Genomic DNA, 23,123 nt, shown 5'->3' with positions numbered 1-23,123 from the left:
GCCTCGACTCACCAGTCGAGGCTGCCGCATCGCGTTCCAGAGGACCTGGTGCAGCAATGCCGGCCACATTCAGGCCGGGGGGATCAGTCGACCAGCAGGGAGCACTTCATGGAAAACATCGTCGTCGCCGATAAGCAGTCCGCCGTCGCCACCCAGAATGCCTGGGGCAATATCAGCCTCAATGGCCCAGGCGTCGTGCAAATGCCCGTCGCCCCCGACCAGGTCGCCACCGTCACCCAACGCGGGCAGGATTTGATCGTCACGCTCAAGTCCGGCGAGAAGGTCACCATCGGCAATTTCTTCGCGGTGAATCAGGCTGGCGTTGGCAGCGACATGGTGTTCGTCGGCGAAGACGGTACCCTCTGGCAAGCCGAATACGACGCCCAGGCGTTCACCGGCTTCACCTTCAACGAAGTGGCTTCTCTGGACGAACTGGTTGCAGGCATCGGTACGGCGGGCGATGCCATGCCGACGTGGGCCATCGCAGGCCTGGGGTTGCTCGGCGTGGGCGGCGGCGCGGCGGCGGTAGGCGGCGGTAGTGGCGGCGGCGGCGGTAGTGGCGGTGCAGTGCCTGACACCACGGCCCCGGCGACCCCCATCGACCTGCTGGTTTCCCCGGATGGCCTGCGCCTGTCGGGGCGCGGTGAAGCGGGTGCGATCGTGAACATCCGCGATGCGGCTGGCAACCTGCTCGGTACCGGTACGGTCGGGGCCGATGGCAGCTTCGATGTAGCGCTCAACGCCCCCCAGATCAACAGCGAAAACCTGCAAGTGACCTTGACCGATGCAGCCGGCAATGTGTCTGCACCAGGCACCGTGACCGCACCGGATGCGACCGCTCCGCTGGCGCCAACCGAACTGGCGATCGACGCTCAGGGTACAACGCTCACCGGCCGTGCCGAGCCAGGTTCCACGGTGTCGGTCAGAGGGGCCGACGGCGTGCTGCTGGGCTCGGCCACGGCAGGGGCGGATGGATTGTTCAGCGTTACCCTGCAACCGGCACAGACCGCCGGCCAGGCCTTACAGGTCACGGCCGAGGATGCGGCGGGCAACACGTCCGCCGCAGCCGGTATTGCCGCTCCAGTGGTCGATGGCACCGATACCACCCCTCCTGATGCACCCGTGGCGCTCGCTGTGTCCGCTGATGGCACGCGCCTTTCGGGCCGTGGCGAGCCCGGCACTACGGTCAATGTTCGCGACGCTGCCGGCAATGTGATCGGCAGCGGCGTGGTGGGGGCCAATGGTGCCTTCGAGGTGGTGCTCACACCCGCGCAGCTCGATAGCCAGAACCTGCAAGTTACCCTTACCGATGCCGCTGGCAACGTCTCTGCACCGGGCGCTGTCGTAGCGCCAGACCTCACGGCGCCGCTCGCACCGACCAACCTGGCCGTCGATGCCCAGGGTGCCACCCTGACCGGGCGGGCCGAGCCCGGGTCTACCGTTTCGGTACGCGGCCCCGGCGGCGCGTTGCTGGGCACCGCCATCGCGGGCGCTGACGGCCTGTTCAGCATCACGCTACAACCCCCGCAGACCACTGGCCAGGCCTTGGCCGTGAGCGCCACCGACGCGGCAGGCAATACGTCGCCGGCAGCCAACATCACCGCGCCCTTGGTCGATGGCGGTGACACCACGCCGCCGGATGCACCTGTGGATCTGGCGGTAGGCCTGGCTGGCACCCAACTGACCGGCCGCGGCGAAGCCGGCACCACCGTGCAAGTGCGCGACGCGGCAGGCAACCTGCTCGCCACGGGCACCGTGGGTGCTGATGGCACCTTCACCGTGAGCCTGGACCCCGCCGTCAAGGCCGGCAGCAGCCTCCAAGTCACCCTGACCGACGCGGCAGGCAACATTTCGCCAGCCGCCAGCGTGGCATCTCCAGATCTTGTGGGGCCTGAGCAACCCACCGACCTGGCCCTGGCCGATGGTGTCACCTTCACCGGGCGCGGTGAGCCAGGCGCTACCGTGCAAGTGCGCGATGCTGCCGGCACCGTGATCGGCACAGGCACCGTGGGCGCAGACGGCGCCTTCAGCGTCACTCTCTCCCCTGCCCAGGCCAACGGCCAGGCACTGGACGTACGCCTGATCGATGCGGCAGGCAATGCCTCGGCACCCTTGCAGTTCGATGCCCCTGACATCACCCCGCCAGAGGCGGTCACCAATGTGCTGGTTGGCCCGGGCGGCACCGTGATCGGTGGCCGAGGCGAGCCGGGTGCGACGGTCGAGGTGCGCGATGCGAACGGTACCCTGCTGGGCAGCGCTGTGGTTACCGCCAACGGCACCTTCCTGGTCAACCTCGACCCCGCCGTGCAACCCGGCGAGCAACTGAGCCTGGTGCAGACAGACCCTAGCGGCAACGCCTCGCCCGCAGTCGACTACGAAGTGCCCCTGACGCCAGCCCTGGAAAGCCCTGCCAACCTGGCGGTAAACGCCGACGGCACCGTACTCAGCGGTACTGCTCCGGCGGGCTCGCGCGTCGAGGTGCGCGATGCCAGCGGTGTGTTGATCGGCAGCGCCATCGCCAATGCCGACGGCAGCTTCAGCATCGACCTGAACCCCGCTCAGGCCAATGGCGAACTGCTGGATGTAGTGGCCATCGCCGACGATGTGTCATCGCTGCCCGCCCAAGTCACCGCCCCTGACATCACGGCGCCCACCGCCCCCACAGAGCTGGCGGTGAGCGCCGACGGCACCGTGGTCACCGGCCGCGCGGAGCCGGGCAGCACCGTGCGTATTCTGGCCGCTGACGGCACCGAGTTGGGCTCGGCGGTCGTCGGCGCCACCGGCGTGTTCAGCATTACGTTGAACCCTGCCCAAGTAGACGGCGAAGTGCTGCAAGCCACTGCCGCCGATGCTGCGGGCAACGTATCCCAAGCCAGCGTAGTCACAGCACCGGACATCGATGGTGGCGGTGATGTCACCCCGCCAGACGCGCCTGTGAACTTGGTCATCGGACTGGCAGGCAGCCAACTGACCGGTCGCGGCGAAGCCGGCACCACAGTGCAAGTGCGCGACGCGGCAGGCAACCTGCTCGCCACGGGCACTGTCGGCGCCGATGGCACTTTCACCGTCAACCTGGACCCCGCCGTCAAGGATGGCAGCAGCCTCCAAGTCACCCTGACCGACGCGGCAGGCAACATTTCGCCAGCCGCCAGCGTGGCATCTCCAGATCTTGTGGGGCCTGCGCAACCCACCGACCTGGCCCTGGCCGATGGTGTCACCTTCACCGGGCGCGGTGAGCCAGGCGCTACCGTGCAAGTGCGCGATGCTGCCGGCACCGTGATTGGCACAGGCACCGTGGGCGCAGACGGCGCCTTCAGCATCACCCTCTCACCTGCCCAGGCCAACGGCCAGGCATTGGACGTACGCCTGGTCGATGCGGCAGGCAATGCCTCGGCACCCTTGCAGTTCGATGCCCCTGACATCACCCCGCCAGAGGCGGTCACCAATGTGCTGGTCGGCCCTGGCGGTAACGTGATCGGTGGCCGAGGCGAGCCAGGTGCGACGGTCGAGGTGCGCGATGCGAACGGTACCTTGCTGGGCAGCACCGTGGTTACCGCCAACGGCACCTTCCTGGTCAACCTCGACCCCGCCGTGCAACCCGGCGAGCAACTGAGCCTGGTGCAGACAGACCCTAGCGGCAACGCCTCGCCCGCAGTCGACTACGAAGTGCCCCTGACGCCAGCCCTGGAAAGCCCTGCCAACTTGGCGGTAAACGCCGACGGCACCGTGCTCAGCGGTACTGCTCCGGCAGGCTCACGCGTCGAGGTGCGCGATGCCAGCGGTGCGTTGATCGGCAGCGCCATCGCCAATGCCGACGGCAGCTTCAGCATCGACCTGAACCCCGCCCAAGCCAATGGCGAACTGCTGGATGTGGTGGCCATCGCCGACGATGTGTCGTCACTGCCCGCTCAAATCACCGCCCCCGATATCACAGCGCCTGCCTCCCCCGCGGAGCTGGCGGTGAGCGCCGACGGCACCGTGGTCACGGGCCGCGCCGAGCCGGGGAGCACCGTGCGTATTCTGGCCGCTGACGGCACCGAGCTGGGCTCGGCGGTCGTCGGCGCTACCGGCGTATTCAGCATCACCTTGAACCCTGCTCAGGTAGACGGCGAAGTGCTGCAAGCCACTGCCACCGATGCCGCGGGCAATGCATCCCAGGCCAGTTCGGTCACCGCACCGGATATCGATGGCGGTGGCGATACAACGCCGCCTGAAGCGGCTTCCAACCTGGTCGTGGGTGTGGCGGGTACTCAGTTGAGCGGTCGCGGTGAAGCCGGAGCTACCGTCCAAGTGCGCAATGCGACCGGTGACCTGATTGCAACAGGCACCGTGGCCGCCGATGGCACCTTCACTGTCAACCTGGACCCCGCCGTCAAGGACGGCAGCGACCTGCAGGTCACGCTCACCGATGCCGCGGGGAACGTGTCCCAGCCCGCGACCGTTACCTCCCCTGACCTGATTGGCCCGGCGCAGCCAACCGACCTGGCCTTGGCTGGCGGCGTGACCCTGACCGGTCGCGGTGAAGCGGGTGCCATCGTGCAGGTCCGTACCGCAACCGGTACCGTGATCGGCTCGGCAATCGTGGGTGACGACGGCCTGTTCACGGTCACCCTCTCTCCTGCCCAGGCCAACGGCCAGGCGCTGGACGTGCGCCTGGTAGACGCAGCTGGCAACACGTCTGACCCGTTGCAGTTCGATGCCCCGGACATCACCCCACCCGAAGCCGTGACCAATCTTCTGGTCGGCCAAGGGGGGACCGCACTCAGTGGTCGTGGCGAAGCCGGTGCCACAGTTGAAGTGCGTGACATCGATGGCAATCTGCTAGGTCGCGGCGTAGTCACCGCCAACGGCACATTCCTGGTAAACCTCGACCCTGCCGCGCAGGCCGGTGAGCAACTGAGGCTGATTCAGGTAGACCCCAGCGGCAATGCTTCTATCCCCGTGACAATCGCGGTGCCGGCGACCAATCCACCCGCCAGCCCTGCTGAGCTGGCACTGTCCGAAGACGGTACCACCCTCACCGGCACCGCCCCGGCAGGCACTCGGGTGGAAGTGCGCGGGGCGGACGGTGCGTTGCTTGGCAGCGCAGTCGCAGGCCCTGACGGCAGCTTCACCGTCGAGCTGGCACCCGCACAAGCCAACGGCGAATTGCTCGATGTGGTCGCGATCGACAGTGCAGGGCTTTCTTCCCTGCCCACCCAGATCATCGCCCCGGACATCACTGCGCCTGCAACGCCAAGCGAACTGGCCATCAATGCCGACGGCACGGGGCTCAGCGGACGTGGCGAGCCCGGCAGCACCGTGCGTGTGCTGGCTGCCGATGGCACCACGGTATTGGGCAGCGCAGTGGTCGGCGCCACTGGCCGCTTCAGCATCACATTGAACCCGCCACAGGTCGACGGCGAGGTCTTGCAGGTCACGGCCACCGACGCAGCGGGCAACACCTCTGCTGGGGGTAATGTCACCGCGCCGGATATCGATGCCGTGGACAACACCCCGCCTGCACCTGCCACGGGCCTGGCCATCAACCTTGCCGGCGCGCAACTGAACGGGCGCGGTGAAGCTGGCGCTACGGTGCAGGTACGCGATGGCCAAGGCAATCTGCTGGCCAGCGGAACCGTCAATGCCGACGGCACCTTCCAGGTCAACCTGGACCCTGCGGTCAAGGACGGCAGCACCCTGCAAGTCGTGCTCACCGATGCCGCCGGCAACGCCTCCACCCCCGCCACCGTGGTCAGCCCCGACCTGCTGGCGCCCGCCCAGCCAACCGAGCTTGCCCTTGAAGGCGGCATCACGCTTACCGGTCGTGGCGAGCCTGGCGCAACGGTGCAAGTACGCACCGCTGGTGGGGCCGTGATCGGCACCGGCCTGGTGGATGCAAACGGCAACTTCAGTCTCACCCTGGCACCCGCGCAGGCCAACGGCGAAGCACTCGATGTACGCCTGGTGGACGCCGCCGGCAACGCCTCGACCCCGCTGCAGTTCGAAGCACCGGACATCACGCCTCCGGCTGCGGTAAGCAATGTCGTGGTGGGTAACGCCGGCTTGACCGTGGCCGGTCGAGGCGAAGCGGGCGCGCGCGTGGAAGTGCGCGATGCGACCGGCACTGTGATCGGCAGCGGCACCGTGAGTGGCAACGGGACCTTCCTGCTCGAACTCACCCCACCCGCCCAGCCCGGCGCACGCCTGAATCTCGTGCAGACCGACCCCAGCGGCAATGCGTCCGAACCGCTGCTGTTCGACGTCCCCCTTGTTCCGGCCCCGGCCAGCCCGAGCGGTCTGGTGGTGGCCGACGACGGCACCAGCATCAGCGGCACGGCCCCGGCAGGCAGCCAGGTGCAGGTACGTGATGCCAATGGCAACGTAGTCGGCAGTGTGGTGGTAGGTGCCGGTGGCACGTTCACCGTGGTGCTCAACCCGGCTCAGGCCAACGGCGAACTGCTCGACGTGGTGGCCATCGATGGCGCAGCAAACGCCTCCCTGCCCGTGCAGGTGACGGCGCCGGACATCACGCCACCAGCCATCCCCGGCGAGTTGCAGGTCAATGGCGACGGCAGCGTGGTCACGGGGCGCGCCGAAGCAGGCAGCACCGTGCGTGTGCTGGCCGCTGACGGGGTCACTGTGCTGGGGTCAGCCGTGGTGGGTGCAACCGGTGTCTTCAGCATCACCCTGAATCCGCCACAGGTCGACGGCGAGGTCTTGCAGGTCAATGCCACCGATGCCGCCGGCAATGCCTCGTTGCCAGGCTCGGTCACTGCGCCTGTGATTGACAACGGGGGCGACACCACGCCGCCACAACCTGCCACCGACCTTGTGATCAGTGCCAATGGCGCCACCGTTTCCGGGCGCGGCGAAGTCGGCACCACCGTGCAAGTGCGCAATGATCAGGGGCAGCTGCTGGCAAGCGGCACGGTACAAGCCGACGGCACCTTCGTGGTGCAGTTGCAGACGCCGGTGATTGACGGCTCGGCGCTCCAGGTCACCCTTACCGATGCAGCGGGCAACGTCTCGGCGCCAAGCTCGCTGGCCGCGCCTGACCAGGTGGCGCCGCTGCAGCCTGCCAATCTGGCGCTGGAAAACGGCGTGACCTTGAGCGGTACTGCCGAGGCCGGCGCGCGCGTTGAAGTGCGCGACGCCGCTGGCACCCTGATCGGTAGCGCCATCGCCCAGCCCGGCGGCACCTTCAACCTCACACTCGACCCGCCGCAGGCCAACGGTCAGGCCCTGTCCGTGACCGTGACCGACGCTGCGGGTAACAGCTCGGTGCCGCTGGGCTATGTCGCCCCCGACATCACGCCGCCAGTGCCGGTCAGCAACGTGCAAGCAGGTGCGGGAAGCCTCGCCGTCGCAGGCAGGGGTGAACCGGGCGCCACCGTACAGGTGCGCAATGATGAGGGCTTGGTCATCGGCACGGGGACTGTCGCGGTCAACGGCACCTTCGTCGTCAACCTCGATGCGCCGCTGGCGGCCGGCCAGGCCATCTCGCTGGTGCAGACCGACGCAGCTGGCAATACCTCCACGGTGATAGACGTCACCGTTTCGCAAGCCCCTGTACCGGCCAGCCCGACCGATATCGTGGTGGCTGGGGACGGCACCTCGGTCAGTGGCACCGCACCGGGCAACGCTCAGGTTGAAGTACGCGATGCCCAGGGCAATGTCATCGGCACCGTTCAGGCCAACCCTGACGGCAGCTTCACCGTGGGGCTCACACCGGCCCAGGCGAACGGCGAAACCCTGGATGTGGTCGCCGTCGACGGCGACGGCACCCCCTCGCTGCCCGTGCAGATCGTCGCTCCCGACATCACGGCCCCCAATGAACCTACCGATCTGCAGTTGAACACCAATGGCAGCGTATTGACCGGACGGGGCGAGGCAGGGGCCACGGTGCAGGTCACCGATGCCGATGGCAACGTGCTCGGCACGGCTCAAATCGGTGCCAACGGCGTTATCAGCGTGCAGCTGACGCCACCACAAACCGATGGCCAGACCCTGGAAGTCACCGTGCGCGATGGCGCCGGCAACACCTCCAGCTCCACCCTCACGGCGCCTGATCTGGACGGCCCGCTGCAGCCTTCTGCGTTGGCCATCGACACGGCGGGTATCCACCTCACCGGCGTGGGTCAGGTCGGCTCGATCATCACCGTCCGCGACGCAGGCGGCGCTGTGTTGGGCAGCGCAACCGTGGGCGCTGACGGACGCTTCGACGTCACCCTGTCCGCTGCCCAGCGCAACGGCGAAAGCTTGAGCGTGGAAGCCACCGACAACCTGGGCAACAGCGCAGGGCCTGTACCCTTCACGGCGCCGGATACCACGCCACCTCAGCAGGTTACCGATGCGGTCATCAACGGCGCAGGCAGCGTGGTGAGCGGTACTGGCGAAGCCGGCGCCACGGTGACCGTACGCGCGCCGAACGGCGCCGTGCTGGGCTTCGCCCAGGTAGGCAGCAATGGCGCCTTCTCGGTCACGCTCGACCCCGCGCAGACCAATGGCCAAGTGCTGAGTGTCGAACAGCGTGATGCTGCCGGCAACCTGTCCCAAGCCGTCGATCTGACTGCACCGGACAACGAACCGCCTGCCCTACCCGGCACCCTGCTGGTATCAGCCGATGGCACCCTCGTGACCGGCACGGGCGAGCCTGGCGCACAAGTCACGGTGACCGGTGTGGCTGGCATCGTGCTGGGCACTGCCGAGGTTCAAGCCGATGGCAATTTCAGCGTCACCCTGGTACCCGCGCAGCTCGGTGGCCAGGACCTGTCGATCATACAGACCGACCCTGCCGGCAACCCGTCCCCGGCGGGCACCGTGACGGCGCCCGACCTCGCACCGCCTCTGGCGGCTGTTGGCCTCTCGCTCAATGACGCCGGGAACGTACTGAGCGGTCAAGGTGAGGCCGGGGCCACTGTCGAGGTGCGCGATGCCGCTGGCAATGTGCTGGGCAGCGTCGAAGTAGGGGTAGATGGCAACTTCGAAGTCCCTCTCACCCCAGCGCAAACCAATGGCGAAGTGCTGTCGGTGATCCTCATCGACGCACAGGGCAACCTGTCGCCTGCAACCACGCTCACGGCTGACGACAGCACACCACCGGCAACCGCTACGGGTCTTGTCATCACCCCGGGCGGCACTGCCATCCAGGGCGTTGGCGAGCCCGGCGCCACGGTGGAAGTACGGGGCGCTGGCGGCGCCGTGCTGGGCAGTATCGTGGTGCCTGAGGGTGGTAATTTCACCGTACCCGTGTCACCTGCGCAGCTCGATGGCCAGGTGCTGGATGTCGTACTGATCGACGGCGCCGGCAACGCCTCCTCGCCAGGACGGGTCACCGCGCCGGACATCACCCCACCTGCGCAACCCACCGGCGTGGTGGTCAGCGAAGACGGCACCACTGTGACCGGTAACGCGCCTGGCGCCCAGACCGTCACGGTACGCGACAGTGCCGGCGGTGAAGTCACTGTCCCGGTAGACGCCGACGGCGGCTTCAGCGTGACGCTGCCCACCGCGCAAAACAATGGGGAGACCGTCACCGTCGTGGTCACCGACCCGACCGGCAATGCATCGGTGCCGATCAGCGTGACAGCACCGGACAACACCGATCCGCTGCCAGCTACCAATGTCAGCGTGAGCCCCGATGGTACGACGGTCGGCGGCACGGCCGAACCTGGCAGCACGGTGGTCATCCGCAACCCGGATGGCTCCGAGCGCGGCAGTGATACGGCCGGCCCGGACGGCACCTTCGTGATCCCGGTCGACCCGCCCCTGAGCACGGGCGAAACGGTCGACGTGGTCGTGATCGACCCGTCCGGCAACGCCTCCACCGACGTGCAGCTGCAGGGCCCGACCGGTAACGAAGTGGCGGCCCCAAGCAACCTGGCGATCAGCGAAGACGGCTTCCTCCTGACCGGCCAGGGCACCGTCGGTACCTTGATTACCGTGACATCCGCCGGTACCACATTGGGCACAGCGACGGTTGGCACCGACGGCATCTTCCGCGTGTTCTTCCTCAATGCCCAGCTCAATGCGCAGAAATTGCAGGTCACCGCGCGAGCCACGGCAGGCGGCCAACCCTCGGTGCCAGCCACCGTGGTTGCCGAAGACACCACGCCGCCTGATGCACCGACAGGCGTGGCCATCGACCGTATCGGCAGCACCTTGACCGGCCAGGGCGAAGTGGGCGCTACCGTGCGTGTCAGCGATAGCTTGGGCAACTTCCTGGGCAGCGCGACCGTAGGCAGCAATGGCTTGTTCACGGTCAACTTCGTCCCGGCAGTGGCCAACGCCCAGAACCTCATCGTGACCCAGGCGGACGCGGCCGGTAATGTGTCATTGGCTGCGACCTTGCAGGCCCCCGATCTGCAGGCGCCTCTGGCTGCCAACAACCTGAGCTTGAACAACGCAGCCACGGTCGTCAGCGGCCAGGGTGAAGCCGGGGCGCTGGTGACGATTCGCGATGCCAGCGGCGCGGTACTGGCCACCGGCACCGTCAACCAGAGTGGCCAGTTCCAGATCACCCTGCCCAGTGCCCAGACCACCGGCAGCGCGCTGCAGGTCACCCTCAGCGACGCAGCCGGCAACGTGTCGGCGCCGGCCAGCCTCGCGACCCCAGACCGCACACCGCCAGCGGCAGTGATCGACGCGCAGTTGAGCGGCGATGGCCGGCAGCTGTCCGGCAGCGGTGAACCCGGCGCCACCGTGCAGGTGCGCAACGCTTCCGGCACCGTACTGGGAACCGCGACGGTGGGTGTGGATGGCCGCTTTACCGTGGTGTTCGATACACCCAAGGCCAACGGTCAGGCCATCGGCGTCACCCAGGTCGATGCCGCCGGCAATACCTCGGTTGCCGTCAACCTCACCACGCCAGACCTCACGCCCCCTGCCGCCCTGACCAACGTGGTGCTGAACAACAACGGCCTGACCCTGACCGGCTTGGGCGAAGCAGGCGCCACCGTCAGCGTGCGCGGGGTCGACGGCACTATCCTCGGTACAGGACTGGTTGCGGCCAATGGCAGCTTTACCCTGACCCTGAACAGCGCCCAGCTCAACGCGCAGCGCCTGAGCGTCAACCAGACCGATGCGGGCAACAACACATCGGTGGCGGTTGCCGTGACTGCGCCGGACTTTACCGCCCCCGACGCGCCGGTCAACCTGCTGCTCGCCCCGTCGGGCCTGCAGATGACCGGCAGCGCCGAAGCAAACAGCACGGTGACCGTGCGTGACAACGCCGGCAACGTGCTGGGCACGGCAGTCGCCGCCGCCAATGGTACCTTCCAGGTAACCCTCAACGCGCCCCAAACCAATGGGCAGGCCCTGCAGGTGACCGCCACCGACGCTGCCGGCAACGTTTCGACCGCTGCGCCCTATACCGCAGCGGACACCACGCCGCCAGCCGCCGTCAGCAACCTGGCCGTGTCCGCCGACGGCGCAAGCCTGGTGGGTAGCGGTGAGGCCGGTGCCACAGTGCGCGTCAGTGCAGCCGATGGCAGCCTGTTGGGCACAGCAGTGGTCGCAGCCGACGGTCGCTTCAACGTCAGCCTCAGCCCTGCGGCACTGGTGGGTGAAACCTTGAGCGTGGTGCAAGCCGACGCAGCACAGAACGTCTCGCCTGCCCAATCGATCAACGCCCCTGGGCCTTTGGCACCGGCAACCCCGGCAGACTTGGTCCTGGCCGCCGACGGCCTGTCGGTCTCGGGAACGGCAGCCAGCGGCACCACCGTCAACGTGTACGGCACCAATGGGCAACTTCTGGGCAGCAGCCCGGTGGCCAATGACGGCAGTTTCACGGTCAACCTTGGCAGTCCGCAGGCCAACGGCGAAGTGCTGCTGGTCGCCGCTACTGGCACCGACGGCGCGGTATCGCTACCTGCCACGCTGCAGGCGCCGGATACCACGGCGCCGCTACCGCTCACCGGCCTGGTGCTGTCTGACGACGGCCTGGTCGTAACCGGCCGCGGCGAACCGGGCGCTACCGTGACCATCACTGGCGAAGGCGGTATCGAACTCGGCACTGCCGTGGTCGATGCTGCTGGCAACTTCAGCGCCACGCTGGCCACGGCACAACTGGACGGCGAGCTGCTCAATGCCAGCCAGGCCGATGTGGCCGGTAACGAATCGAACAGCGTCAGCCTTACCGCGCCAGACCGCACCGCGCCAACACCTGCACAGGACTTGGCCTTCGCTGGCGGTGGCAGCCTGCTCAACGGGACAGGCGAGCCAGGCGTCACCGTGCGGGTGATCGCTGCCGACGGCAGTGTGCTGGGCACCGACACCGTGCGCGTCGATGGCACCTTCCAGGTCAACCTCTCCGCGCCTCAGGCCAACGGGCAACAGGTGCAGGTGCTGCTGACCGACGCCGCCGGCAACCAATCGGGCGCCAGCGTCATCACCGCGCCCGATACCACGCCGCCAACCGCACCGGCAGAGCTGGCGGTTTCCAGTGACGGCGTCACCATCACAGGGCGCGGCGAAGCCGGCGCAGCAGTGACCGTCACCAATGCAGCGGGTGAGGACATCGGCAGCGCCATTGTCGATGCCAGCGGCAACTTCACGCTGACCCTCGACCCGCCGCTCACCAACGCCGAAGTGCTGAGCTTCACCCAGGCCGATGGGGCCGGTAATGTCTCGCCGGTCGCCACCTTGCAAACGCCTGATTTCACCCCACCAGAGCCATTGACACAGGTAGTGATCAACGCCGATGGCAGCGTAGTCACCGGCTTTGGTGAGCCGGGATCAACGGTAACCGTCAGGGATGCAGCGGGCGTGACGCTGGGCACGGGCCCGGTCCTGGCCGACGGCAGCTTCCGTGTGGACCTGTCGCCGGCTCAGATCGATAACCAAGTGCTTTCCGTGCTGCAGGCCGACCCACCCGGCAACGTCAGCGAGGCGGTCACGGTGCAGGCGCCAGACCTGACGCCGCCAGCAGCGGCGACCGAGTTGCGGCTCAATGCGGCCGGCGACACCCTCGGTGGCGTCGGCGAAGTGGGCGCCACCGTGCGGGTGTTCGTGGGCACGACACAGATCGGCACGGGTGTGGTGAACGCCGCAGGCACCTTCACCATCGCCCTGCAAACCCCGCAGCTCAATGGCGAGCGCTTGCAGGTGACCCTGACCGATGCTGCCCAGAACGTCTCGCCGGTCAGCACCCTGACCGCACTGGACATCACGCCCCCTGAAGCAGTGGTGGCGACCATCAACAGCAGCGGCACCCAATTGGTCGGCACAGCCGAAGTCGGGGCGCGCGTGACGGTGCTCAACAGCCAGGGCGATCTGGTAGGCCAGGTTGTCGTCGCCGCTGACGGCCGTTTCGTGGTGGCACTGACGCCGGCACAGATCAACGGTGAAGTGCTGACCCTCATCGCCCAGGACGCCACCGGCAACCCATCGCCGGGGGTGCAATTGCAAGCGCCTGACCTCACCCCACCGGTGCAGCCGGGCGACCTGGTGCTCGATGCCACCGGCCAGACCCTCACCGGCACGGCCGAAGCCGGCACCACCATCAGCGTGCGCGGGCCGGACGGTGTCGAAGTCGGCACTGTGCAGGTGGCGGCGGGCGGTGCCTTCACGATCGCCCTGGATCCAGCCCAGGACAACGGCCAGCTTCTGACCGTCGTCTCCATCGACGCAGCAGGCAACACCTCACTCCCGGCCACCTTGCTGGCCCGGGATACCTCGCCGCCCGATGCCGTCACAGACCTGGCGGTGGACAACACCTTCACCGTGATCACGGGCCGTGGCGAGCCAGGCGCAACCGTTACCATCAGCAAAAACGGGACGGTGATCGGTACCGGTGAAGTCAGCGAGGCCGGGACCTTCCAGATCGTCACCAGTCCGCCTGCCGGCTCGGTGGCGTCGCTGGTGGTCTACCAGACCGATGCGGCGGCCAATACGTCTGCCAGCATCACCTTTGTCACGCCGTTGGCACCCCCTCCTGTACCACCTACCAATGTCGTGCTGGCCAGCGATGGCCTGACTTTGTCGGGCAATGCGCCTTCGGGAACAGGCATTCGGGTATATGACGCGGCAGGCAATCAGATTGGTGTCGGCGGCGCCACCTTGAACGGTACGTTCAGCCTGCAACTGACGACTGCACAGCTCAACGGGCAGCAACTGACCGTCACGGCCGTTGCCTTGGTTGGCGGCGAATCGCAGCCGACCTTCGTGGTGGCGGCAGACATCACCCCGCCTGCAAACCCTGTCAACGCCGCGCTGTCGACCAATGGCCTGGTACTGACCGGCACCGGCGAAGCGGGCGCAACCGTGACCGTGCGCAGCGCCGGCAATGCGGTGCTGGGCACCGGGCAGGTCAACGCCGCAGGCGAGTTCAGCATCAACCTCAATGCACCGCAGTTGAATGGCCAGGTGCTGAACGTCAGCCAGACCGACGGGGCGGGCAACGCCTCTGGCAGCACGGCCTTCACCGCGCCTGACCTCCAACCACCGGCTGCGCCGACCAACGTGACGGTCAACGGTGCAGGCACCGTGCTGACCGGCAACGGCGAAGCAGGCGCTACCGTTACCGTGCAAGGCCCAGGTGGCCAGGTCGGTACCGGTGTGGTGCAGGCCAACGGCACCTTCACCATCGCCCTGACCTCGCCGCAGAACGATGGGCAACTGCTGGTGGTGCGCCAGACCGATGCCGCCGGCAACCTGTCCGGCAGCGCCAGTGTGTTCGCACCCGATACCACGCCGCCTGCCGCGCCGATTGCCACCATCAACCCCACCGGCACCGCCGTCAGCGGCTCGGGCCAGGTCGGCAGCACGGTACAAGTGCGCAACGGCGCCGGTACGGTGCTGGGCACCGCCACGGTCGGCAGCAACGGCCTGTTCGTGGTCAGCCTGGCGGCCGCGCAGATCGACAACCAGGCGTTGTCGGTCACGCTCACGGACGCAGCAGGCAACGTTTCGACGCCCACCGCGTTGACCGCGCCGGACTTCACCCCGCCAGCGGTCGCCGGCAACCTGCAGGTCAATGCCGACGGCACCAGCCTGACCGGTACCGGCGAGCCCGGCGCCACCGTCACCGTGCGCAGCGCAACCGGCACGGTGCTGCAAACCGGTACCGTGCAGCCTAACGGCAGCTTCACCGTGGCCTTGAACCCACCACAGGACAATGGCCAGCTGCTGTCGATCACCCTGAGCGACCCACGCGGCAACGTGTCGGGCAACGTCACCGTCACCGCGCCCGATGTGGACGCCGATGCGCCGGTCATCGCCAGCGACAACCTGGCAACCGCCGTGGTCAACCTTGCGCCCGTCGTCAGCAGCCGTACCTACCAGGACTCGTTCAGCACCCTGCTGGCGGGCTTCAGCAAGACCTTTACCTGGACAGTGGGAGCAGGCACAACGGCGGATCCAACGCTGACGCTCAACACGGGCAGTGCCCTGGCCCTGCTGGACAACGCCACCTTCACCTTGCAGGTGAAAAATGCCAGCGGCGCCTGGGTGACGCTGGCGACCGGTAACAGCCAGGGCTTGCTCGACCTGGTATTGCTGCCGCTGGGCCAAGGCCTGCGCGTGGACATCGGCGAGCTGCGTGCCGGTGACTACCGGCTGACCGTGGGCAGCGGCGGTATCGGCCTGCTGACCACGGTCAACACCACGTTGCAGGTCGATACCACCAGCCTGACCCAGTTCACCGGTACGGGCGCAGCGACGTCCGGCAACGTCGTCACCGATGTGGGTATCGACGGCACGACCGATGCGCGTGGGCCGGACAGCGACGCGGTGCTGCAAGTGCTCAAGGGCGGGAGCTACGTGACCGCTGGCAGCGCTACCACCGTGCAGGGCCAGTACGGGACCCTGGTAATACGGGGCGATGGCAGCTACACCTATACCCCCAACGGCAGCCCGAGCAGCGTCGGCAAGGTGGATGTGTTCAGCTATCAGCTGGTGCATCCGAACGGCAAGTCCGACACGGCCAACCTGTACGTGCGCATCGACAGCCCACAAGCCACCGAGGTGTGGAGCAACACCAACTATGCAGCGCCCGCCACCGTAGTGGACGCGGTGAATGACGTCGACAACACCAACATCAGCCTGGTGAACCTGCAAACCAGCAGCACCACCACGTTCTCACCGCTGTCCTTGCCGGTGCTCGGTACCCGCTCGGCCACGTACACCACTACCGTGGCAGCCAACACCACCGCTGATGTACAGGTAGTGCTCAATTCTGCCAACCTGCTGACCCTGCTCAACGGCACCACGCTCGAGCTGCTCAAGCTCAACCCGGCCACAGGGCAGTACGTGACGGTGCAGACCGTCGGCGGTGGTTCACTGGTCACTCTGCTGGGCGGGGGAGCGGGCTACACCTTCCAGAACCAGGGCGCCGGCACCTACCACGTGCGGGTCACCGCAGGCGGCATTGGACTACTCAGCTCGCTGACCACCACGGTCAATGCCACGGCCACTCACCTCAATGAGTTCGTGGTAGGCAGCTATACGCCGGTCACCGGCAACCTGCTGACCGACGGCGCGGGCGCCGACAACCTGGGCTCGCCCCTGACGGTGCTGAGCGTGCTGACGGCGGCGAACACCTTCACCATCCCGGGCTACAACGGGGCCATCGTCCAGGGCAGCTACGGGACCTTGGTGGTGCAGGCCGATGGCAGCTACGCCTATACCCTCGATGCCGGCCTCAGTTCGTCGGTGATCGGGCAACAAGAGGTGTTCACTTACGAGCTGACCCACCCCAACGGCACTACCGACACCGCCACGCTCACCATCAACCTCGACCCGATCACAGGCTTTGCCGCCACCGCTGCGATCATGGCGGACACCGGTGACGAGGGCGCGGCGCTGGCCGGTGTCGCCACGGTCGCTGCCAGTGAGGTGATCGCCGGCACCGATGGCGATGACACGCTGGTGGCCAGTGCCGGTAGCGCGGTCACGCTCGACGGAGGCGCCGGTAACGATACTCTGGTGATCAGCGACCAGGGCTTTGCCAGCCTCAACGGGGGAAGCGGTAGCGACACGCTGCTCTGGAATGGCGGTGATGCCAGCATCGACCTGGGCAACCTGGTCGGTCGGGTGCACGAGATCGACACCATCGACCTCAACGACACCAGCGCAGTGACTCTCACATTGACCCTGGCCGACGTGGTGGCGGTTACCGACAGCGCCAGCGACACGCTGATCATCAAGGGGGATGACAGTGACTCGGTTCACATGACCGACACCTGGAGCAAGGTGGGGAACCAAACTGCCGACGGTATCGACTATAACCAGTACACGGCTCAGGAGGATCCGAGTCACCACTTGTGGGTGCAAAGCGGTATCCATGTGGTCTGAGGCCGCTGCAAACCCGCCGGGTACATCCCCGGGGGCAAGGACGATGACCAGCAGTAAGGACACTCTGTGAAACCAAGCAGTACGCTGTCACCGTGGTTGCTGGGAGCCTTCGGGCTCCTGGTCTTGAATTTTCAACCGGCGGCCCAGGCCGCCGATGACATAGACCCCGCATTACGCCAGATCGGGCCGTCCCTGCTCAGGGACGCGCCTGAAACGGTACCGGCAAGGCCTGCCGTGGGCATGGCGCCGGTAGCCGGCGCGCAGGCCTTGGGGCTGTCCGAGGCCGTGTTGCAAGCCGCGCAATGGCACCCCAGCATCGCCGAGGCCATCGGTAACCTGTACAAGCAAGGCGAAGGTATCAACGTCGCCCGTGCAGGTTATTACCCGCAGATCTCCGGTGGCCTGCGTACCGGCTATGACACCGGGTACGGCGGTGACCGCAGCAGCCAGGCCATCAACCTGTCGCTCAAGCAGATGCTGTACGACTTCGGCAAGGTCGATCATGCGGTCAGCGCTGCCCAGGCCGCAGCCGCCCGGGCCCAGGCCAATATTTTGCTGGTGGTCGATGACCTGGCCCGGGACACGGCCTATGCCTGGATCGAAACGCGCCGCTATGAGCAGCTGATCGGCATTGCCCGTGACCAGATCCGCGGGGTGGGCGACATTGCCAACATGGCTCGCCAGCGCAGCGACATGGGCGCCAGCACCCGCTCTGACGTGGTCCAGGCCGAATCGCGGGTACAAAGCGCCCGCGCCGTGCTGGAGGAATACAGCGCCCAGTACGAACGCTGGCGCTCGACCCTGGCGGCCTTGCTCGGACGTGCCACGCCGGTCTCTCTGGACGAACGACCGCCTCGGGAACTGGCCCAGGCCTGCAAGCGCCCGAGTCAGGGCGACGAGCGCCTGCCAGCGGTACTGATGGCGCTTGCCCAACGTGCCCAGGGCCAGGCCGAACTGGCCCAGGCCAAGGCCGAGGCTTACCCCACCGTGTCGTTGCAGCCGCAGGTCAACCACTACCTGGACAACGACTACAACCGTGACAACTCGCGCCTGGACCGTACCCAGGCCGGTATCTACCTCAACGTGGAGGTACCCATCTACCAGGGCGGCTCCATCAGTGCCCGCAGCCGCGCGGCCGGCTATGCCCTGACGGCCGCCGATTCGGCCGAGGATGCCGCGCGCCTGCAGGCCCGTCGCGGCCTGGCCGAGGCCACCGCACAAACAGCGGGCCTGGGGCGCCGCCTGAACTCGCTCGAGGCCCGCCAGGACAGCATCCAGGAAGCGCGAATGCTTTATGGCCGCCAGTACCTGGACCTGGGCACGCGCCCCCTGCTCGACTTGCTCAATGCCGAGCAGGAAATCTACCAGTCGCGCTTCGAACTGGCCGGCACCCGTTCCGACCTGCTGCGTCTGGACGTGGACTGCCTCTACAACACGGGCGCCCTGCGGGCGGCCTTCGGCCTCGAGGGGCGTAACCTGCAAGGTGTGGAGATTCAGCCATGAGCGATCCGGTCAATGTGACGCTGCCCGAACCGGCCCAGGCCCCGGCGCCTGCCACCAGCGCGCGCGCTGACCTCGGCCCTTGGCTGGAGGTGATGCTGCAGGTCGCGCACCATTATCGTCTGGACGTGTCACCCCAGCGCATCCGCCTGGCCGCCGATGAGGATGCCCGCCCCCTGGACGAAATCCTGCGCCACATGGCCCGACAAGCCGGCCTGGCCTTGCGCTTCGTGCGTTTCGACGCAAAAGGCTTGCGGCAATGGCGCACGCCGCTGGTGTTGGAGCTCGATGACGGCCAACTGGCGGTGGTCGAGTCGGTGACCCAGGAGGACGACCTGGCGGTGGTCTTCGCAGGCGATCAAGGGTTGACCTCGCGCCTGCCCCGCGATGCGCTGCAAGGCAGGATCACCCGCGTTGCACTGCTGCGCCCCGCACGGCCACTGCGCGATGTGCGCACCGATGACTACACCGCCCCGTACGACCGGCACTGGTTCGCCCGTATCGTACTGCGCGATCTGCGCCCGTACGGGCAAGTGATGATCGCCTCACTGGTCGCCAACGTACTGGCGCTGGCCGGGGTGCTGTTCTCGATGCAGGTCTACGACCGCGTGATTCCGGCTGAATCACTGCCGACCTTGTATGTGCTGTTTGGCGGCGTGGTGCTGGCGTTGGTGTTCGACTTCAGCATGCGCCTGCTGCGTCTCAAGGTCACCGACCTGTTGGGCAAGCGGGCCGACCTGCGCGTCAGCGACCTGGTCTATGGCCACGCCCTGCGCCTGCGCAACTCGGTGCGGCCCAAGTCCACCGGCTCGTTCATTTCGCAGTTGCGCGAGCTGGAGTCGATCCGCGACCTGATCACCTCCAGCACCGCGACGGCACTGGCCGACCTGCCCTTCTTCCTGCTGTTCCTGTTCGTGTTCTGGCTGATCGGCGGCGTGCTGGTGTTCGTGCCGATCGTGGCCCTGGTGGCGATGGTGGTGCCGGGCTTGCTCGCGCAGCGGCGCCTGGCACGGTTGGCCAATGCCTCGATGCGTGAGTCCTCGTTGCGCAATGCCATGCTGGTCGAGAGCATCCAGGGCCTGGACGAGATCAAGGCCCTGCAAGCCGAAGCGCGTTTCGAGCGGCAATGGAACCAGTACAACGCCGCCTGCGCCCACACCAACCTGCGCCTGCGCACCCTCACCAACGGGCTGGTGGCCTGGACGCAGAATGTGCAAGGGGCCGTATTCGCCGTGGTCATCGTGATCGGCGCGCCCATGGTGATCGCCGGCGACCTGACCACTGGCAGCCTGGTGGCCGCCTCCATGCTGGCCTCGCGCATGATGGCGCCGCTGGCCCAACTGACCCATGTACTGACCCGCTGGCAGCAGGCCAAGGTGGCCCTGCAAGGGCTGGACAAGCTGATGCAGTCGCCAGTGGACCACCCCGAAGGCGAGGCACGGGTGCACATGCCTGCCCTGCGTGGTGAATACCGCTTGCGCCAGGCCACCTTCCGCTACAGCGAAGAGGCGCCGCCTGTGCTCAACATCGCGCAGCTGGACATTCGCCCGGGCGAGCGCATTGCCGTGCTCGGCCGCAACGGCGCTGGCAAGTCGACCTTGCTGCAGGCGCTGGCCGGTAGCATGGACCTGATGCAGGGGGAGGTGAGCCTGGACGGTATCGCCATGGCGCACCTGGACCCGGCCGACCTGCGCCGTGACGTGGGCTTGCTGGCCCAGTACGCCAGGCTGTTCCACGGCACCCTGCGCGAGAACCTGACCCTGGGCGCCGGCCAGGCCAGCGATCAGGAGCTGGTGGCGGCGCTGTCGGCCACCGGTGCGCTGGACTTCGTGCGTCGCCTGCCCAAAGGCATGGATCACCTGATCCTCGAAGGCGGCCTGGGCCTGTCCGGTGGGCAGCGCCAGGCCCTGGTGCTGTCGCGGCTGCTGGTGCGTCAGCCGCAGGTGCTGCTGCTGGACGAGCCCACCGCTTCGCTCGATGACATCACCGAGCGCCGGTTGCTGGATAACCTGGATCGCTTCTGCCAGGGCCGCACCTTGGTGATCGCCACCCACCGGTTGAGCGTGCTGCAGCGGGTGGACCGCATCCTGGTGCTCGACGGCGGCCGTATCGTGATCGACGACGCACGCGACGCCGCGTTGGCCAAACTGCAAGGAGCGCAGGCATGAGCAACCATGAACTTCCCGCCTCTTACCTCGATGGTCAGGATGACCAGGCGGTGTTTCGGGCTGGGCGCCTGATCACCCTGTGCGCGGTGATGCTGGCGGCATTCCTGGCCTGGGCGGCCTGGTTCGAGGTGACCGAGGTGTCCACCGGCACGGGCAAGGTCATCCCCAGCTCCCGTGAGCAGGTGATCCAGTCGTTCGAAGGTGGGATCGTCGCGCAGATGAGCGTGGCCGAAGGAGATCTGGTCGAGCGCGGCCAGGTCCTGGCCCAGCTCGATCCGACCAAGACATCATCAAGCGTGGGCGAAAGCGAAGCCAAGTACCGCGCCGCCAAGGCCAGCCAGGCGCGCCTGCAGGCAGAGGTCACGGGCAAGCCGTTGAAATTCCCGGCTAGTCTGCGCGAGTCGCCCGAGCTGATCGAGGCGGAGACGGCGCTGTACACCACCCGCCGCCGTGGTCTTGAGCAGACGCTGGCCGGTATCGAGGACTCGCTGCGGCTGGTGCGCAGCGAGCTAAAGATCACCGAAAACCTGGCGAAGATGGGCGCTTCCAGCCGCGTCGAGGTCATCCGCCTGAACCGCCAGCGCTCGGAACTGGAGCTCAAGGCCACCGAGGCACGCTCGGAGTATCTGGTGCGGGCCAGGGAGGAACTGGCCAAGGCCAGTGCCGAGGCCGACAGCCTGTCGGAGGTAATCCGTGGCCGCAGCGACTCATTGACGCGCCTGACCTTGCGCTCGCCGGTGCGGGGTATCGTCAAGGACATCGAGGTCAACACCCTGGGCGGTGTGGTGCAGCCAGGTGGCCAGGTGATGAAGATCGTGCCGATGGATGAGCGCCTGCTGATCGAGACCCGCATCGCGCCACGGGACATTGCCTTCATTCACCCCGATCAGGCCGCCAAAGTGAAGATCAGCGCCTACGACTACTCGGTGTATGGCGGCTTGGACGGCAAGGTGGTGGGGATTTCGCCGGATACTCTGCAAGACGAGGTCAAACCTGAAATCTACTATTACCGGGTGTTCATTCGCACCGAACAGGACAGCCTGCAGAACAAGGCCGGCAAGCAGTTTGCAATCGTGCCAGGGATGATCGCCACGGTGGATATTCGCACCGGGGAGAAGACGATACTCGACTACCTCATCAAACCCCTGAACCGGGCCAAGGAAGCCTTGCGCGAGCGTTAGCGCAAGCGCCCCTAAAGCCTTTACGGAACAGGCCGATAACCTGTCATCCCCTGTTCCCCACCGAAGGTCACCATGGCCAAGCAAAATGCCCGCGCGGACGCGTTGTCCCTGCTGTTGTTCACCCTGCGCAGCGGCAAGCTGATGGCAATCAACCTGCTCAAGGTCAGCGAAATCATTCCGTGCCCGGCGCTGACCAAGCTTCCCGAGTCCCACCCGCATGTCAAAGGCGTGGCGACCTTGCGCGGGCATCCGCTGTCGGTGATCGACCTGTCCCGCGCCATTGGCGAGCAACCGCTGGCCGACCCCAACGGCGGGTGTTTGATCGTCACCGAGATCAGCCGCTCACGCCAGGGCCTGCACGTGCAAGCGGTCAGCCGCATCGTGCACTGCCTGAGCACCGACATCAAACCGCCGCCGTACGGTGCGGGCAAACAGTCGTTCATCACGGGCGTCACCCGCGTGGACAACACCTTGGTGCAGGTGCTCGACATCGAGAAGGTCATTCACGGCATCGCCCCGCCCCCCTTCGAATTGCCCGCCAGTGGCCTGAGCGTCGAGGACGCCAGCCTGCTGGCTGCCGCCAACATCCTGGTGGTCGACGACAGCAACGTCGCCCTGCAACAGTCGGTGCATACCCTGCGCAACCTGGGTATCGAATGCCGCACCGCCCGCAGTGCCAAGGACGCCATCGGCATTCTGCTGGAGCTGCAAGGCACGGCGCAGGAGATCAATGTCATCGTCTCGGACATCGAGATGAGCGAGATGGACGGCTATGCCTTCACCCGCAGCCTGCGCGAAAGCCCGGATTTCCAGCACGTGTATGTGCTGCTGCACACCTCGCTGGACAGCGCCATGAGCAGCGAAAAGGCGACCCAGGCCGGGGCCAATGCCATCTTGACCAAGTTCTCGTCCCCGGAGTTGACCGACTGCCTGGTGGTGGCGGCGCGGGCGGTGGTCTTCGCCGAGCGCTGACCTGCCCACACGGCGGCGGGTTTGCCCC

At 66.9% G+C, this 23,123-nt stretch carries 5 protein-coding genes; all 5 read left to right on the top strand.

Annotated features, from left to right (window positions below; genetic code table 11):
* Positions 1-108 precede the first annotated feature (108 nt).
* Positions 109-17,274, top strand: a complete 17,166-nt coding sequence (locus tag FH041_RS21440; protein WP_140175051.1) for a BapA/Bap/LapF family large adhesin — start codon at positions 109-111, stop codon at positions 17,272-17,274.
* A gap of 66 nt (positions 17,275-17,340) precedes the next feature.
* Complete coding sequence (locus FH041_RS21435) at positions 17,341-18,777, top strand: TolC family outer membrane protein (RefSeq protein WP_088523828.1); 1,437 nt, start codon at positions 17,341-17,343, stop codon at positions 18,775-18,777.
* Entirely contained in the window at positions 18,774-20,942 is a 2,169-nt protein-coding gene (locus FH041_RS21430; RefSeq protein WP_023534687.1) for a type I secretion system permease/ATPase, read from the top strand. The genes FH041_RS21435 and FH041_RS21430 overlap by 4 nt, the downstream gene beginning before the upstream one ends.
* Positions 20,939-22,123, top strand: a complete 1,185-nt coding sequence (locus FH041_RS21425) for an HlyD family type I secretion periplasmic adaptor subunit (protein WP_023534727.1) — start codon at positions 20,939-20,941, stop codon at positions 22,121-22,123. Before FH041_RS21430 ends, FH041_RS21425 begins: the two co-directional genes overlap by 4 nt.
* A gap of 72 nt (positions 22,124-22,195) precedes the next feature.
* Complete coding sequence (locus FH041_RS21420) at positions 22,196-23,095, top strand: chemotaxis protein (RefSeq protein ID WP_088523829.1); 900 nt, start codon at positions 22,196-22,198, stop codon at positions 23,093-23,095.
* The last annotated feature ends 28 nt before the right edge of the window (positions 23,096-23,123 follow it).

Source organism: Pseudomonas sp. SWI7 (assembly GCF_006351945.1).
In the GTDB taxonomy this organism is placed as follows: domain Bacteria; phylum Pseudomonadota; class Gammaproteobacteria; order Pseudomonadales; family Pseudomonadaceae; genus Aquipseudomonas; species Aquipseudomonas fulva.
Note: the sequence above shows the minus strand (reverse complement) of the source record. Positions and strands in the feature narration are given on the sequence as shown.

Coding starts and splice junctions, on each gene's coding strand:
- FH041_RS21440 (WP_140175051.1), top strand. CDS start 109: ATGGAAAACATCGTCGTCGCCGATAAGCAGTCCGCCGTCGCCACCCAG.
- FH041_RS21430 (WP_023534687.1), top strand. CDS start 18,774: ATGAGCGATCCGGTCAATGTGACGCTGCCCGAACCGGCCCAGGCCCCG.
- FH041_RS21425 (WP_023534727.1), top strand. CDS start 20,939: ATGAGCAACCATGAACTTCCCGCCTCTTACCTCGATGGTCAGGATGAC.
- FH041_RS21420 (WP_088523829.1), top strand. CDS start 22,196: ATGGCCAAGCAAAATGCCCGCGCGGACGCGTTGTCCCTGCTGTTGTTC.